The sequence below is a fragment of the Pleionea sp. CnH1-48 genome (assembly GCF_024124665.1).
Lineage (GTDB): Bacteria > Pseudomonadota > Gammaproteobacteria > Enterobacterales > Kangiellaceae > JAMXSB01.
The window spans coordinates 141237-158902 of record NZ_JAMXSB010000006.1; the positions used below are offsets into that span (position 1 = coordinate 141237).

12 protein-coding genes are annotated in these 17666 nt (G+C 43.4%); 7 read left to right on the plus strand and 5 right to left on the minus strand.

Translation table 11 applies throughout. The annotated features are described in order from the left end of the window. Positions 1-68: 68 nt before the first annotated feature. Positions 69-1919, plus strand: a complete 1851-nt coding sequence (locus tag NH399_RS11040) for a cytochrome c peroxidase (RefSeq protein WP_253040288.1) — start codon at positions 69-71, stop codon at positions 1917-1919. Positions 1920-2050: 131 nt separating this feature from the next. Here the strand turns inward: NH399_RS11040 and NH399_RS11045 are convergent, their stop codons facing one another. The 3 genes from NH399_RS11045 to NH399_RS11055 form a co-directional block, all read right to left on the minus strand. Beyond that, a complete protein-coding gene (locus NH399_RS11045) occupies positions 2051-3706 on the minus strand; it encodes an Ig-like domain-containing protein (protein WP_253040289.1) in 1656 nt (551 codons plus the stop codon). A gap of 232 nt (positions 3707-3938) precedes the next feature. After that, complete coding sequence (locus NH399_RS11050; RefSeq protein WP_253040290.1) at positions 3939-5339, minus strand: DUF4397 domain-containing protein; 1401 nt, start codon at positions 5337-5339, stop codon at positions 3939-3941. Between the two features lie 420 nt (positions 5340-5759). Next, positions 5760-6605 (minus strand): DUF6279 family lipoprotein, encoded by an 846-nt coding sequence (locus NH399_RS11055; protein WP_253040291.1) that lies wholly within the window; start codon positions 6603-6605, stop codon positions 5760-5762. Positions 6606-6918: 313 nt separating this feature from the next. On the opposite strand from NH399_RS11055, the gene ttcA reads away from it, so the two are divergent. The 5 genes from ttcA (at position 6919) to NH399_RS11080 (ending at position 11115) form a co-directional block, all read left to right on the plus strand. Next, positions 6919-7833 carry a tRNA 2-thiocytidine(32) synthetase TtcA gene (gene ttcA, locus NH399_RS11060; protein WP_253040292.1) on the plus strand — a complete coding sequence of 305 codons (915 nt, stop codon included), beginning with the start codon at positions 6919-6921 and terminating at the stop codon, positions 7831-7833. A gap of 216 nt (positions 7834-8049) precedes the next feature. Further along, complete coding sequence (locus NH399_RS11065) at positions 8050-8541, plus strand: hypothetical protein (RefSeq protein WP_253040293.1); 492 nt, start codon at positions 8050-8052, stop codon at positions 8539-8541. A gap of 6 nt (positions 8542-8547) precedes the next feature. Next, entirely contained in the window at positions 8548-9114 is a 567-nt protein-coding gene (locus tag NH399_RS11070) for a DNA-J related domain-containing protein (protein ID WP_253040294.1), read from the plus strand. A 209-nt stretch (positions 9115-9323) separates the two neighbouring features. Beyond that, the gene (locus tag NH399_RS11075) at positions 9324-10595 is read left to right on the plus strand and encodes a histidine kinase dimerization/phospho-acceptor domain-containing protein (RefSeq protein WP_253040295.1); all 1272 of its coding nucleotides are present in this window, start codon (positions 9324-9326) and stop codon (positions 10593-10595) included. After that, positions 10585-11115 carry a response regulator transcription factor gene (locus tag NH399_RS11080; RefSeq protein ID WP_253040296.1) on the plus strand — a complete coding sequence of 177 codons (531 nt, stop codon included), beginning with the start codon at positions 10585-10587 and terminating at the stop codon, positions 11113-11115. The genes NH399_RS11075 and NH399_RS11080 overlap by 11 nt, the downstream gene beginning before the upstream one ends. Before the next feature lie 35 nt (positions 11116-11150). On the opposite strand, the gene NH399_RS11085 is transcribed toward NH399_RS11080, so the two are convergent. Then, positions 11151-13199 carry a TonB-dependent receptor gene (locus tag NH399_RS11085; RefSeq protein ID WP_253040297.1) on the minus strand — a complete coding sequence of 683 codons (2049 nt, stop codon included), beginning with the start codon at positions 13197-13199 and terminating at the stop codon, positions 11151-11153. A 167-nt stretch (positions 13200-13366) separates the two neighbouring features. Beyond that, entirely contained in the window at positions 13367-13804 is a 438-nt protein-coding gene (gene queF, locus NH399_RS11090; RefSeq protein WP_253040298.1) for a preQ(1) synthase, read from the minus strand. 125 nt (positions 13805-13929) lie between these two features. Between queF and metH the strand changes: the two genes are divergently transcribed. Continuing rightward, entirely contained in the window at positions 13930-17613 is a 3684-nt protein-coding gene (metH, locus tag NH399_RS11095; protein WP_253040299.1) for a methionine synthase, read from the plus strand. The last annotated feature ends 53 nt before the right edge of the window (positions 17614-17666 follow it).

Consider the following 17666-nt stretch of genomic DNA (forward strand, 5'->3'; position numbering starts at 1 on the left):
CTTTCTCATTTGCTTCGTAATCTAGACATTCATCTAATACGCCATTCGTTGTCTAGTAGGAGGCAAATATGCAGACATCCGTACCACAAAAACACTTGCGCTTTCGTGTTTCTAACACGTTTCTGGCTATTTGCTCTGCTACCTTACTGACAGCCTGTAGCGGAGGAGGCAGTGATGATAGCGGTAACAGTGGCGAATCAGGGAGCACCAACACGCTTCCAGTCGCCACTAGTACCAGTTTTTCTATTGACGAAAACAGCAGTTTAAATGCCAACGTCACCGCAACCGATGCAGACGGTGATGCACTCACATTTAATGTTACCGACAGCACCAATAATGGCAGCTTAACACTCAATGCCAATGGCAGTTTTATTTACACTCCAACGGTAAACTTTAACGGTCAGGATCAATTTAGTTTTGTCGCTAACGATGGCACAGGCAATTCTAATAATGCCACGGTCACCATCACAGTTAACGATGTAGTTGTGACTTCACCATTAGACAATGAACTCTCTTCATTAATAAGCCAACATAATCTGACCGGTGATGCTTCTACCAATCGCGTACTGCCTAATATTAGTGATCCTATACCGCAACTAGGCATGAAATTATTCTTTAGTAAAAGTTTGGGCGGCGACCAAGATTCCGCTTGCGTTACTTGTCATCATCCCGCTTTGGGAGGTGCCGATGATTTGTCACTACCTGTTGGTGTGCATGCTGCACAACCAGACTTGCTCGGTGTTGGGCGAGAAACAGAGAATGGAGAGTTACCTCCTGTTCCAAGAAATGCACCGACGGTATTTAACACAGCTCTGTGGGACAGTAGTTTATTTCACGACTCAAGAGTTGAAAGCATCGGCAAAGAAGACGACGCTAATGGCTCACTCTCCCCCATTCGAACACCGGATTCAAACTTTGGTACCGCCGATGCCAACGCCGGGGCTAATCTGGCTGCCGCACAAGCTCGTTTCCCGGTTACTTCAGCGGAAGAAATGAAAGGCACGACCTTTGAAGCAAACAGCGATAACCAAACCATTCGAGCGCACCTCGCAGCACGTATAGGAAACTACGGTGTTGGTGCAGGAGAACTGGCCACCAACAACTGGTTAACAGAATTCCAAACCGCTTTTGCGTCCGGTGATAGCGCCGAGAACCTGATCACTTTCGACAATATTGCTATGGCATTAGGTGAATACGAACGCTCAATGGTACTCGTTAATAATCCCTGGAAACGTTATGTCGGTGGCGAGCTGAATGCTCTAACCGATGAGCAAAAAGAAGGGGCTATCTTATTCTATACCAGTGTCGACAATGGTGGCGCTGGATGCGTAAATTGTCACAGCGGAGACTTCTTTACCGATGAGCAACATCACACCATCGCCTTTCCGCAAATCGGAGCAGGTAAAGGAGACGGTAATGATGATGACTTTGGTCGCGAACGCGAAACAGGAGACAACCGAGATCGCTATCGTTTTAGAACGCCAACGTTACTAAACATCGCGGTAACAGCGCCTTATGGACATGCAGGTGCTTACGAAACCTTAACCGATGTTGTTCGACATTATGTGAATCCACGCGGACGCGTTGATGATTATTTTGATGATAACGAAACATGCGATTTACCGCAGTTCGACTCGATAAACAACTGCAATGTAAACAACCTATACCCTAATGCAGAAAACAATACCAACCTAGCCTTGAACAAACTTCAGCAAGAACGCAATGCTGGGACCTCTCTTTTTGATTCACCTCGATTGAATCAACAGGAAACCCAACAGTTAGTAGCATTCTTAAATGCTCTTACCGATCCTTGTGTTAATGACAGAAGCTGCATCGGTCAATGGATTCCTGATACCAGTTCCGATGGCCCCGACAACAATCAATTGAATGCGGTCGATGCTAACGGAAATCTCCTATAGACACTAAGTGTGTGTAGTATGTGCTTTTGCCCCAGCTTTGCTGGGGCTTTTTTCTTTAGCAGGTATATGACGCTTGATGTTTCACTTCTCAGTCATGAGCAATAAACCTTTATAATTTATAACAAACGACTTTAGTTAAATTCGCTATAAAGCAAGTCACGTAATCCACTTGTTCTATCGACCACCAAGAAAAACAGCCATACTCGACCTGCGGTATCAGCGATAGGATTAATTCCAAATGCCGAGGTATTTTCTTGGTCCTGTAAAGTCTCCGTCTCACTCCAGCCCTGTGTTTTGCTATAACGAGTTGCCAATATTTTAGAGCCATCTTCCCACGCCAGCATAATGTGGCCATTGTTATCTATCGTCATTTCTGGTTCAAAGTAACTACTGGACGCATTTTCATATATAGCAACTGGCTCATTCCAACCAGACTCAGGCGTGTAGCTTCGAACAAAAATCCGGCCTAAATCATCATTGTCATCATAGTCGTAATGCTGCCATACCACGGTCACCTGTCCAGATTTATCAACCACGACTCTCGGCATTTGCGCATCCGATGTGTTGTCATTTTCTAATAATGTTGGCTCGGCCCAACCCGTACCGGGAGTATATTTGTTGATGTAAGCACTGTAATTAGTGTCTCTATGATACCAGCCGATCCACACATTGTTTTCACTATCAACAAAGGCGCTGATCCTCGAGCCAGCTACATTGTCTAGCTGCTCAACCAACTCGGGAGCTCCCCATCCAGACTCAACAGAGTAGCGTCGAGACCACAAATCCCAATCAGAGTCGGCATCGGTTTGCTGCCTCCAAACAACCGTGACAACACCTTGCTCATCAACAACAGTTTTAGAATGAGTTACATTAGCGTAATCACTGTTTTCAACAAGAACGGGGGCAGACCAACCCTCACCTGCCACAAAGTGTGTCGCCCACAAATTGTATACGCTAGCTCCATCGGATTTATTAGAGACGATAGCAACCGCATTACCTTGTGAATCAATTACCACATCTTTCAGATAAGACTGCACGCCATCAAAAGCTTCAATGCGCTGTGCCGACTGCCACCCTGATTCAGGTTGATAAAAGTTAGTCCAAACGCTATTACCTTCTCGCCACAAAGTGACGATAACGCCATCTTTATTCATCGATGCTGAATAGGCAATACTGTCTTCAACCGCTGCAGAAGAGCTCAATAAAACAGGCTCACTCCAGCCACTACCCTGTTCATATTGCTTAGTCCACACTCGATAAACAGTTCCATCATGCTGCGACCAAATCACAGTGGGGTCGCCTCTGTCATTCGCCATGGCTAACGAAAAAAGAGCATTACCATTATCATCAAACTCTGCTGGCTTTGGCTCTCGCCACTGACCATCCCGTGTGGTAAATGACCAGCTAAAATCTCCAGTTAGTTGGTTTCCGGCTAAATCACTGATCGATGAACTAACCGTCGCAGTATATTTTGTCAGCAGGCTTAATGGACGCTCCGCTTGCAAGGTTGCGGTAATGCTTGCTTCATCAAAAACAACCGATGCAGGAACCTCTTCATCTCCCTCTTTCAAAGAAAACGAGGATGAGTTAACTAAAGAAGCGACAATATCTTCATCAAATGTCACCGAAACTGATGCTGTCGTATCAACTGATTCAGCTCCACTTAAAGGTGTTACCTTAGCAACAGCGGGAGATTCATTATCAGAAGTAACACCACTACCTCCACCACAGCTAACAATCAAAGGAATACTTACAACAACTAAACTGACTAACTTTTTTAACAACATACAACCCTTCCAATCACGACATTTCAAACCAAACCCATTGGCATGGCTAAAAGAGATGAAATAGTAACCGGAATGTTGATAGATGCAGGTAGCAAGAATCCGACAAAATACTTTAAAAATCCGACAAGGTAATATTAAGAGTTTGATTTAAATCACTTTTATTTTTCATCTATAAAAGTAAAAACGAAAATTTTTAAGTATTGCCCCAGTTTGCACTGGGGCCCTCCTGGTCCTAAAGAATAAAGTCATCTAAAAGCAATAGCTGAGCAGGTGCTCCCGCATCTTGAGCATTACTAATATGTTCAGAGTCTCGGGCAATCACGGTATAAATACCACCAGCGTTTAAATCAATTTGTGCAGGACCGATCGCCACATCTTTAGTTCCAGCTGCTGTAATATAAACATCGTAACTACCACCAGGAAGCCCAATAAAACCATTCGTTGTTGCTTTTAAAGCAAAACCAGAAATAGTCGCTTCAACGCTATTAATATCGGTTCCTGGAGCAACGACATAAATATCAACGTTACCTGCGGCGGGAGATGCATGAACAATTTGAATTTTTGCCTCTGTTGCAACACGTCGGCGATCTTCTGTGAGTACCAACGCATCAATTTGATCTAATGTGTCTACCGCCAGTACCGAATAAAAATTACCTATTGCAAAATCCAGGTCAGCATTGATAACAACAGGCGACGTTGCACCTTGAGGAACCACTTTAACGTTGTACATATTGGCAGGAATATTTGCCCAGTCAGAAGTTTGAGTGAAGCCAAGATTACTAAATAAAGGCGCACTAAAATTATCATTCGCAATAATATCGACAGCAGGCGCATCAGGAGAACCATGTGTGACTCTTACGTTGGCTCCTGCATTCTTGTCTCTAACAAGAAATGACGAAGTTCCTGTCGCCACCAATAAATTGATTGGAGCACTACCCGTCGCTGTATTGGTAATGGCCGCAATGGTTAAGTCACTTCCTCCAGCAAGGCTAACAGCACCAGAATCAAAAGCAATGGTTTGGTTATCACCGGCAGGAGTGACTCTAATCTGATAGTCGCCCTGGGGTACAGTTACTGGCCCCAAGTCACCTTTAAAGTCGAATGTGCCCAGAGGCGCTGATGCCGTAATATCTGCATCAGGAGCAGTAACATAAACGTCTACCATCGGTGCGTTAACAGCTGCATGTACAACTTGAACTCTAACTTCTTCTGCTCCAATAGCAGAATCCGAACGCGATACGATTAAAGGCTCAATGTTAGCAACGTTGTTAGTCGCAATAACCGTATAAATCATATCCGCCTGTAATGTTAAATCGACTGGACCAATCACACTGGGAGTCGATGAGTCAGGCAGTAAACCTTTAACATCAACGTTAAATAGTCCAGCGTCTACTTCGACTAAACCAGAAGCCTGGGCATAATCAAAGTTTTGTAGTAAAGGGGTTGCTCCCGAATAAACATTAACACGTGGCGCATCGGCGGATGCATGAATAACTTCAACTTTTGCTTTAGCGGTGGGTGCTGGTGTTGCGGGCGCATCATCATCGTCATCAAAAATTTCACAAGCAGATAAACTAAAAGCAACGGCAACAACGCCCAATCGTCGTCCCCATTTTTTCACTAGACTGGTCATAATAGAACCTCCTCTTGGTTTATCGTTATTTACGCACCGAAAAACCAACCAGAGCACTATACAACCAAAATATTTTATCCATATAAAACTAAAATAAAGAAAGTATATCGAAAACCACCACCATACAACCAATTGAGCGTGTCATAAAAGCAGCTGATTGATCAGTTTATTTTAGAATCATTAACTCAATAGGATTAACCGATAGCCTCTGAATCTCATAAGAGAAATTATTGCGTCATTCTTTTCATCCCTGAACAATCTATAGGTCGTTTTTCAATGTGCACTGGTGTTGGTTGAGCGCACTCACCCTAATCACTTAGTTCAATCGTTTAGCCATTTACCTAGACCACCTAAGCTCAAGAAATTCGCTTACTAGCAGCCTAGATGCACCTTGAAATACTTTGGATATAGAAAGCTTTTTTAATCACCTTCTTCCATCAGTTCTTCAAAAACTTCAATGTAATCTTCAATTTCAGATAACAAGCGTCGCTTTTGTTTTTTGGTAAGCATCGTTAATAGTTTGAATGTGTAATCCCGTGCAATATCACTGTTTTCTTCAAACGCTTTTTCGTACTCAGCACTTCTTAAATGACGCGGCGTTTCGATTAAGCGTTTTAGCTGAGCTTGGGAGGCCTCTGTTGACGGTTGTCGAAGTTGCTCAATAAAAGACTCACGCCATTGTTGCCGATACTCAGAGCGGAACTTGGCCGTAGGTGTAACAGCGCGAGACCATTCGTCGATTAATTTTTCCTGAGAGGATGTTAATCGCCCAATCCATCCTTTAACACTCTTACGAATCTGCTTTCTGCGTTTTTTTATCTGTTGTTGTTCATCTAAATCAACATACTCTTCTATCCAATCCTTCTCTCGATCAATTAAATTAGCTTCCAACTCGCTGATTTGTTCTTCATTTAGCTCACCTAGCATACCAATCATATCTGAGCTGATGTTATGAACCAGAGACAAATAAAAAGTCTCCATCTGTTGCTCATGATGTAGCCATTGATCCGGCAGGGTCTCGTTTTCGATGTCGGCGTAGACCTGACGTAACCAACTGACATACTGCGGTAACTGCTCCTGTCGATGCCAACGGACCTTAGAGTTAATCAGCAACTCTAGCTGTCCTTCTTGCTCGTCGGTCAGCTCAACATAATCATCAATATACCAAGAAGCAATCCAGTCTAAGTTGTTGTACCAAAAGGAAATTCCACACCCACTTAAGCCTAAACTTAGGAGCAATATGATTAACACACGATACATTTTCATTAATCGATCCGACCCATTTCACTCAAGCCCTCAGGCTTTTGTTGAGAGTTTTGACCAGTCCCAGTTTCTTTACGGTACACCAGAACAGGAGCTGACTTTGTTTTATTACGACTTAGAGTGGCAAATAGAGCAAAGTTTCAATGATTCTCAACTCTATTTTTCAGCAATTAGAAAAAACATCATAACCCAATGATAAATAAAGAAAAATATTAATTTATCGCATTTCCTCTCAGACAAAAGTTTAAATTTTAAACGCAAGCAATTATCCGCTATAATATGCGCCCTCAAAATCCCATAGTCACATTGAGCCCGTATGCAGCCGTTATCGCAGAAACAGAAAACCGACCTAAACAAACTCCAGAAGAAGCTCCGCCGCAACGTAGGGCAAGCCATTGAAAAATATAATATGATCGAAGATGGCGACAAGATCATGGTGTGTTTATCAGGCGGAAAAGACTCCTACACCATGCTGGATATTCTGCGAAATCTGCAAAAGCACGCGCCCATTCAATTTGAGTTAATTGCGGTAAACCTGGATCAAAAGCAACCGGGTTTCCCAGAACATGTGCTTCCTGAATACCTTAGTTCCATCGATGTGCCTTTCCATATTATCGAAGAAGATACTTATAGCATCGTTAAAGAGAAAGTGCCCGAAGGCAAAACGACCTGCGCACTCTGCTCTCGATTGCGTCGAGGCATTATCTATGGCTGGGCAAAAGACAATGGCATTACCAAAATCGCATTAGGCCACCATCGTGACGATATTGTTGAAACCTTGTTCCTGAATATGTTTTTCGGCGGCAAGATGAAAGGCATGCCAGCAAAATTGTTAAGCGACAATGGACAACACGTCGTTATTCGTCCTTTGGCATTTTGTCGTGAGAAAGACATCGCCAGCTATTCAGAGATGCGTGAGTTTCCTATCATTCCTTGCAACTTGTGTGGCTCACAAGAAAATCTACAGCGCAAAATTATTAAACAAATGCTGAAAGACTGGGACCGCCAATACCCGGGCCGAATTGAATCAATTTTTAACTCGATGGGCAACATCGCGCCTTCTCACATGATGGACACCGAATTGTTTAACTTCCAACAATTTGAGCGCCAGGATACCCCCTACGCCGATGGCGATACGGTTTTTGATAGCGAAACGGTTTCGCTGCCAGAGCACTTAAAAGAAGAACTCGAGCCTACAGAGCCTGAATTAAACATCGTTAATTTGAGTTAAAAACTCAAGTAATCGGCTTTTACAGTGCAGGTTTAAAACATAACCTGCACTGTTTTTAGAACAGAAAGTTTCCTTCAGGTGCGGCCAGAGCTTAATACTCTAATATTGAATGCCTCTGTTATAAGTCACATATTTTTGGCATAGCGCAGACTTCTCCTTGTAATCGATAGCTAAATCTTCAATACTCAAGGGATTCCCCAAAAATAGGACGTTCCTGTGTCACTTAGTCGTTTTTTTAACAAATTAACAGCCTCATTTAAAAGCCAAGCGCCAACCGCAGAGGACGACTCACCAACGCAAGAGCAAGAAATCCCCGCTTCTTCGCCAGATCAAAATATAGGCAAAATTAAATCCATCATCGCAGAAGTCACTGAAGCCTTTCCACTCTTTGAACGAGCAGGTTTTCATGTCGAAGAACTGCAGGTAGAAGTCGCCGTTAGCTCAAAACTCATACCTCGTTTTAGAGTGGTGCGAGAAGCCAGCGAAGAAGAACAAGCTGCTTTTTTAGCAGAAGTCGCAGACAAACGTTTAATACAATTTATGCTGATATCCCTGTTCAAAGCGACCAAGATGAAAAACCTGATTCAGGACCCTATGCTTCAGCTTTGTGCAATAGAAATCGATTTAAACGATAAGCCTGCCGTAAGAGCTATTTATCGTTCAGCTCCTGATACCAGCAATGTGATACGTTTAAATACGACAGACTAACATCTTATGTCTCAGTTATCAGAGCCACAACACCAGCTGTTAACCCTTTTGGAGCATTCATCGCCTTTAAGCGAGTACGAGTTATTCAAACAAATTGCAGAACATTATTCCGACTTTTTTGCTCATCTACCGGATCCTGACCGATTGTATGAAAAGCACTTTTGGTTGTTCCATCAACTCTATCAATTAAAGCATCATCTGGCGGGCCAACAGAATCTTGATATTACCCCGCTTTCTATTCAACTCCTCCCTGTTAACGATGCTGCGCAAAAAGTCGCATTGTATGATCCTTTAGCCGATTTTTATCTGGATATAGAGAATCTTTATCTGTCGCAAGAAGCGGTGAATGCCATGCAAAAAAAGTTCTGGCAACGTTATTTAGCGATTCAAAACAAAGCAGAGGCAATACAGCAACTTCATTTACAAGACAGCGCCCCTCTTACACTGGAAAAAATTAAAGCAGCCTATAAACGACTGGTTCATGAACACCATCCAGACAAAGGAGGCCAGCGCGAAACCTTCGATAAGATTCATCAAGCTTATAATGAATTAAAAAGCTTATTTGCAACCTAGCAAACGCTCCTAATAATTGAGATGATGAATAAAAAACACATCACCAATTAAAGCAATTATCCCGCTCTTACAGTAAAATAAAGCTCTGATTAATAGAGACTGCCGATCATTCATTGTCTGTTTCTATTAGTCAAAGATGGTGTCCATCGTGGCGCAGGAAGTTTAGTATGGTTATTCCAATAAACAAAGCCCTTAAGAGCTCATAACCTATGATACAAACGCTGCTTTATCAAAATGCCTCCTCTAAGCAACAACTACTCAGGCTTATTCAGGTTCGTTTCGTTTACATTCTGGGACAACTCCTCGTATTGGCGATAGCTTATCAGTTTTTTAACTTTGTCGTGCCAACCCCCCCCATCGCGTTGATATTATTAGTCGAAGTGTTTGCTTGCACTTACAGTATTTATCAATTACGTAAGCTTAGCTCCGTCAGCGAGCTGGTGTTTCTAATGCAGCTTCTATTTGACCTCAGTGCGATAGGTGCATTGCTGTACTTTACCGGTGGAGCAACCAATGCTTTTGTATCTTTACTCTTGCTCCCGGTTACTTTAGGAGCTCTTATTTGTCGTGCACTCTATGCCTGGGCAATAGGATGTTACGCCATCTTAATTTATTCCATCTTACTTATTCCTTTGATTCCCTTAGATGGAATGGGCTCAATGGAAGGTCACCATCACTCAATGAATCTTCATTATGTAGGCATGTGGCTAACATTTTTGATATCAACCTTACTGATTCTTTATTTTGTTAATAAGTTGAGTGCGGCACTTGCAACCAAATATAAAGAACTCGCCAGTTTTAAAGAGCAACAATTACGCAACGAACAGGTGATTGCATTGGGTCTATTATCAGCCAATGCCGCCCATCAGCTGGCAACACCTTTAGCTTCCATAAAAATGATTTGTGAGGAGCTTTCTGAGCAGAATTCAGAAGATGAATTGATCGAGCTGATGGAGCAGCAGGTTGATCGCTGTCAAAATATTCTGCAGCGACTAAAACACAAAGTGAATGACCCGTCTCCAGATGATGGACAATCCATTGCAATTAGTGACTTTATCGAGTTGCTAAAAGAGCAGTGGCTGATCAGTTACCCCGATCACCAACTGGCTATCAGCAACTCAATGAGTCCGCACACCTTGGTTACTTCTGATGCCTCACTTTTACCAGCAGTCATTAACCTGCTGGATAACGCAGCCAGAGCGAATAAAAAAGCCAATATCAATCAAACAGCGATGTCTATTAACGAACAAGATAACTTTGTTTATCTAACATTTACCAACTCAGCAAGCTCTGTTTCTAATTTTGTTGCCGAAGAACTGGGCAAACGACCACTGCTGAGCACAGAAGGTGGCATGGGTATCGGCTTTCTTTTAGCTAATAGCTCAATAGAACGTGTTCGTGGCGAAGTTTGGTTAGAATCCGATAAGAGTCATATAAAAACAGCAATCAAGTTACCTAAGGCTGGCCAAGATGACAAATAATGAAACCTGGCTCATTGTCGAAGATGATCCCGTATTCTCGTCTCTGTTATTAAGACGTTTAACAAAAAAAGGAATTACAGCGGTTCATGCCGAAGATAGTTTTGAAGCGCTGCAACTAGCCAACAAATACAGACCTCAAAAAGTACTGTTAGATTTAAAGTTAGCAGAGGAATCGGGGTTAGCTTTATTACCAGAATTGCTCTCCCTGCTACCCGAAGTTAAGGTTTTGATATTAACTGGCTATGCCAGTATCAGCACAGCAGTAACAGCCATAAAGATGGGCGCTTACAACTATCTACCAAAGCCAGCTTCGACGGAAGAAATCATTGCTGCTCTATCACAGGATGATTCAAAACAACCTGAATTTAAACCGCTTTCTCCAGAAGAACTCGAATGGGAACATCTACATAAAGTACTCGCAGAAAACCAAGGAAACATTTCTGCTACCGCCAGAGAGTTAGGAATGCATAGACGCACATTACAAAGAAAACTGGCAAAAAAAAGGGCGCCACGGTCGTGACGCCAAAGGTTGTGGTATCGGTTTTCTCGTTGGGACTAAAATAACCGATTGATGGAAAAAACAAACTGCCTTTCTGCACCAAGTATGCGTTGGCCAGGTGCGACCGCACTGCTCATAACTCGGTTGTAACCAGAAAGGTGAGAAACATATTCTTTATCGGATAAATTACTAATGGCAAATGACAATAGAGTCGAAGCATTTAACTGCCATTGTGCTCCAAAGTTTAATACACCATAACCTGATGTTGGTTGCTCAGAAAGCATTTGTGAAACATCATCCTGCTTTGCGTAAACCTGTCCAGATAAATCAAAAGTCCAGTCTTGATGCTGATAATTAATTTTCATATACACATTATCAGGCGCAATTCGATAGAGATTATCATTAACATCATCGCGTTCCCCTCTTACAATAGACAATGTAGATTCAAGCCACCACAGCTCATTGATTTGCCATAACAACTCTGCATCCAGACCTTTCATAGAACCATCAACATTAGCAAATCTCAGCACCTGACTTCCGGGCATCATCATATTGGCAAACATCAATGCAGCAGTATTGGTTTCGTTGATCCCTTGAATATAATTTTTCAGATCGTGATAAAAAATTTGAGGACTAAACTTAACAACATCATTCTGCCAAGTAAATCCAATTTCAAACTGTGTTGCTTGCTCAGATTCCAGCGAACGATCGCCCATATACAAATTGCCATCGGCTAAACCAGCCGTTGCCGCTAACGGGAGCCATAAATATAATTCTTGATAAGTTGGCAAACGATTTTTTTGTCCTACGCCAAGATACCATTTCCACTCATCAGAAACCTGATAGTGATAATTTAAAGACCAGTCAATATCACTAAAACTACGTTCTCTTTGGCTCTGATTAAAACTGTTTTGCAGCATAGTGACTGGAGGCATCATACCAAACATGTGGTGGCTTACGCTGTCACTGTTGACCTCGCCTTTTTTATAGCGAATACCAGCATTGATGCTTTGACTCTCATCTAACGACAAATTTGACTGCCAATAAACACTTAGGTCTTCACGAGATGCATTACTAAATGCCTTCACTCGAAACATTGGATTGTTGGGGTTGGTAACCACCATATTATGAAGACTGTCTTTTTGCTCAACTCCAAAAGTGTGGGCCATCTGATCATTTTGCCAATCCAAGGCAATATGCACTCCATCTCCTTCACTGGTGGCATAGGAATAACGAGCCATGGTGGGCATCATGAGTGTTCTTAACGTAAAATTATCCATTCCATGTTGTGCTTCCATATCAAAAGCTTTGATACTCAAGGAAACATCCTGCCATTCCGTTTGATAGTGCAGTCCAGTCCGCTCACCATCAATAAAACGAATATCCATTCCCAAGGCAGGTGTTCCTGATTCATCAACATCCTGTTTGGCAAATTCAAGGTCCAGTTGATGTTGACCCACCTTAAAACCGTAACCTATCTGGTTTACATTTTTATCGAACTCAGTTGCGGCTAGTGTGCCCAATGGCGATTCAACATCATCTCCCGTTTGATCCGATGCCAACCATTGAAACCGATGCATGTTATTTGCCCATCCAGCAGCTAACGCTTGCTCTTTAGCTGCATCAGAAAAAGCTCCATGATAAAAACCAGAGAACTCTCCTTCGTGAGAATTAAATTCTGGCTTGTGGTTAATAACCTCAATTTGGCTTCCCAGAGTTTCTAATCCACTGGCTACCGGGGCAATGCCGCGATACAGAATGACTTCCTGTGCCCAGGCGGGAATGGAATAACTAAGGGGAGCATCCATTAAATTAGGGCCCGCCGAGACAATAGGAAAGCCATCGATCGACACACCAGTACGACTACCGATGTGCCCACGATACTGAGGTAATACGGTTACACGTCCGTTCTGATTAAAATCGGCTCCTGGCAACGCCGCCAGTGCCTGCCCAATATCTGGCAGTAAGGGGTTGGTTTCACGCTCCACATAAATAGAGTCGCCCTCTTCGCGCTCACCTTTAACCACTAACTTTTGGCTATCTTCAGCCTGCACCACAACACAAATGCTGGCAAGCCCAAAGCCCCAGCCTACAACTTTACGCATTTTTTAACGAACTCTTGCTTTTATTTTGGACGTCAGCTTAGCAAAGAGAAAAAGAATTAAGGGTAACTGCGGCATTTTGTCGCAGTTACTTTGGAGGTACAAAAAGGTCACTTTTCCGGGTAAATCTCAACACCAGAAAAGCTCATAAGTATTTTAAAATATACCGATTAGAGTACTACATCCCACACATCATCATGAGACATCCAGTCACGATATTTTTCTTCACCACCTCGAGCTTTCCAGTCAGAATCAATGGTCAATCGTGAGCTAATACCCCCGCGAGGATTACATATCATCACCACCCTGAGTCTTTCTGGCTCAAACACCTCAATCAAGTGATCATAAAAAACGTTAATCAAGCGTTCGTAAGAAACCACAATATTTCGCAGCTGATAGACATATTGCTTTAATGATTTCAGCTCAATGATTTTTTTATTGGGGTAGAAGGTTAAATAGACGGCGGCAAAATCCGGCTGCCCCTGGACCCCCAAAAACGTGAACTCAGGTATTTTGACCTTAATTTCATAGGCGCCTTGCGAAGGATTAGGCAATCCCAGCAGCAGTGATGAATCGATTTTTTCCCAGGTTAGCACTTCGTTAGACACAGCCGAATTCCTCTATGGTTACAAAAATGGCCTTTGCGGCACCAAAACTCTAATAACAGGCTTTCTATTTAGGCGAAATACTGCTTTAATAGACTTCTTGATGTATAGACGTCTATAATTTAGCAATGAATGAAGTTAGAGTCCAATTATTTGAAACATCCTTAGCTGCCAATATCCTGATCCTTGATGGTGCTATGGGAACCATGATCCAGAGCTACCAGCTCACAGAAGCCGACTATCGAGGACAGCGTTTTGCCGACTGGCCACAAGATGTTAAGGGCAACAATGACCTATTGTCGCTCACTCAGCCCGATATCATTGCCGAGATTCATCGTGCTTATCTGGACGCGGGCGCTGACATCATAGAAACCAATACCTTTAACGCCAATTCTGTGTCCATGGCAGATTACGGGATGGAATCCCTTGCCAAAGAACTCAATATAGAATCAGCCCGGATTGCTCGCCAAGTGGCTGATGAGTTTACTGATCGACCGCGTTTTGTTGCTGGTGTGATAGGCCCGACCAACCGTACTGCCAGTATCTCTCCCGATGTGAACGATCCTGCTTTTCGTAACATCACTTTTGATCAGCTAAAAGACAGCTATTTAGAAGCCGCGGCGGGATTGGTCGAAGGTGGCAGTGATATTCTGCTCATCGAGACTGTCTTTGATACGCTTAACGCTAAAGCAGCGATCTATGCCGTCGAGCAATTATTTGATGAACAGGGTTACCGGCTCCCGGTCATGATATCAGGCACCATTACCGACGCTTCAGGCCGCACACTCACCGGACAAACCACCGAAGCTTTCTATCATTCGCTGCGCCATGTTAACCCCATATCCTTCGGTCTTAACTGCGCTTTGGGACCAGAAGAGCTGCGTCCTTACGTCGAAACCCTGTCAAACATCGCCGAGTGTGGTGTCTCAGCACACCCCAACGCGGGCTTACCCAATGAGTTTGGTGGCTATGACGAAACGCCCGAATCCATGGCGGCAGACATCAAAGAATGGGCACAGCGGGGATTTCTAAATATTGTTGGAGGATGTTGTGGAACCACACCAGAACATATTCGTGCTATCGCGCAAGCCGTCGCAGATGTGCGTCCACGCAAACTCCCTACCATAGAAAAAGCCTGCCGCCTCTCTGGACTGGAACCTCTCACCATTAATAAAGACAGCTTGTTTGTTAATATTGGAGAGCGCACGAATGTTACCGGCTCGGCTCGTTTCTTGCGGCTAATAAAAGAAGAAGACTACTCAACAGCATTAGAGGTTGCTCAGCATCAGGTCGAAAATGGTGCTCAGATGATCGACATCAACATGGATGAAGGCATGCTTGATTCCAAAAGTGTGATGACGACTTTTTTAAATCTGGTAGCCAGCGAACCTGAGATCAGTCGTGTTCCTATTGTATTAGATTCCTCCAAGTGGGAAGTCATTGAAGCAGGATTAAAATGCATTCAAGGAAAAGGCGTTGTTAATTCTATTTCGTTAAAAGAAGGTGAAGCTGAATTTATTCATCATGCTCGCGAAGTTAAACGTTACGGAGCAGCAGTGATCGTCATGGCGTTTGATGAACAAGGACAGGCAGATTCATTTGAACGCAAAGCCGAAATTTGTCGACGAGCTTACAATATTCTAACGCAACAAGTTGGCTTTCCGGCCGAAGATATTATTTTTGATCCTAATATTTTTGCCGTCGCAACGGGCATAGAAGAACACAATAACTACGGTGTCGACTTTATTGATGCCACTCGCTTCATCAAACAAAACCTTCCGCATGCAATGATATCGGGAGGCGTATCCAACTTATCCTTCTCTTTTCGTGGCAACAATCCTGTGCGCGAAGCCATGCATGCAGTGTTTCTTTATCATTGTATCAATGAAGGTATGGACATGGGCATTGTGAATGCCGCCCAACTCGAAGTTTATGATGCGATTGATCCAGAGCTAAAAGAAATCTGCGAAGATGTCATACTCAACCGACATTCCAATGCAACGGAAAGACTCATCGAGATTGCTGAAAAAGTCCGTGGCCAACAACAAGGACAAAAGCAAGATGAAACCAAATTTGAATGGCGCAGTTGGGACGTCAAAAAAAGGCTTGAGCACGCTTTAGTAAAAGGCATTACGGAATTCATTGACGAAGATGTCGAAGAAGCACGACTGAAACTAGGCATTCCATTAAAAGTCATAGAAGGGCCTTTAATGGATGGCATGAATGTGGTTGGTGATTTGTTTGGCTCCGGAAAAATGTTTTTACCTCAGGTAGTAAAGTCGGCTCGAGTGATGAAAAAAGCAGTGGCTTACCTACTCCCGTTTATGGACGATGACAGCTCTACTCAACAATCACAAGGCAAAGTGCTGCTCGCTACAGTCAAAGGCGATGTTCATGATATCGGCAAAAATATCGTCGGAGTGGTCTTACAGTGTAATGGCTACGAAGTGCTTGACTTAGGCGTTATGGTTTCTAGCGATGACATTCTAAAAACAGCAAAAAAAGAAAACTGCGACATTATTGGCCTATCTGGTTTGATCACACCATCACTGGAAGAAATGGCTCATGTCGCCAACGAAATGACGCGCCAGGAATTCGATATCCCTCTGCTGATTGGTGGAGCTACGACATCACGCATACATACAGCAGTAAAAATAGATCCCAACTATCAAAATGCAGTGATCCATGTGGTTGATGCATCACGAGTCATTAACGTGACTGGCCAATTACTCAACAAACAGGTTCGTGGTGATTATATTCAGTCAATCAAAGATGAATACCAAACCATGCGTGAAGAGAGACAGAAACGTCAAAACAAAAAAGCGTTGGTGGACTATCCCATTGCTAAAAACAATCATCTAAAAACAGACTGGAATACTATAGAAATAACGCAGCCCAGTTTTTTGGGAACCAAAGTATTTGATGATTACCCGCTGGAAGATTTGGTTGAACGAATCGATTGGACGCCGTTTTTCTCTTCCTGGCAATTGGCCGGACGCTTCCCGCGCATACTTACCGACGAAGTAGTTGGCGAAACAGCCACACGTCTTTATGAAGACGCACAGCAAATGCTCAAGCGTATTCTCGATGAAAAATGGCTAACAGCAAGAGCCGTTATCGGATTCTTTCCTGCTAACGCGGTCAATATTGATGACACAGAAGTCTATACTGACAACACACGCACACAAGTGCAACAAACCCTGTGCCATATTCGTCAACAATTGCCACGTCGTGATGATAAGGCCAACCTAAGTTTAGCTGACTATGTCGCTCCCAAAGAAAGCGGCAAAGAAGACTTCATCGGGGCTTTTGCGGTTACCGCAGGCATAGGCATCGAACCCTACGTTAAACGCTTTGAAGAACAACAGGACGACTACAACGCGATCTTACTCAAAGCGCTAGCCGACCGACTGGCGGAGGCTTTTGCCGAACGCATGCACGAACGCGTCAGAAAGGAGTTCTGGGGCTATGCCAGTGACGAAAACCTCACCAACGATCAACTGATCTCAGAAAAGTACCAAGGTATTCGCCCCGCTCCGGGTTACCCAGCTTGTCCCGATCACACCGAGAAAGCTAAACTATGGGCACTGCTTGATGCCGAGAAACACACCGGAATCAGTTTGACTGAAAGTTTTGCCATGTCGCCTGCTGCTTCGGTATCCGGCTGGTATTTTTCTCATCCTGACGCCCGCTATTTTGGTACCGGACAAATTACTCAAGGGCAAGTAGAAGACTATGCACAAAGAAAAGAAATGTCCGTTGCTGATGTAGAAAAATGGCTAGCACCTATATTAGGATATACACCAAAATAACAAGCAGACACTTTCTACCCAGAAAGTGTCTGCTAAACTTCTATCGGTGCCAT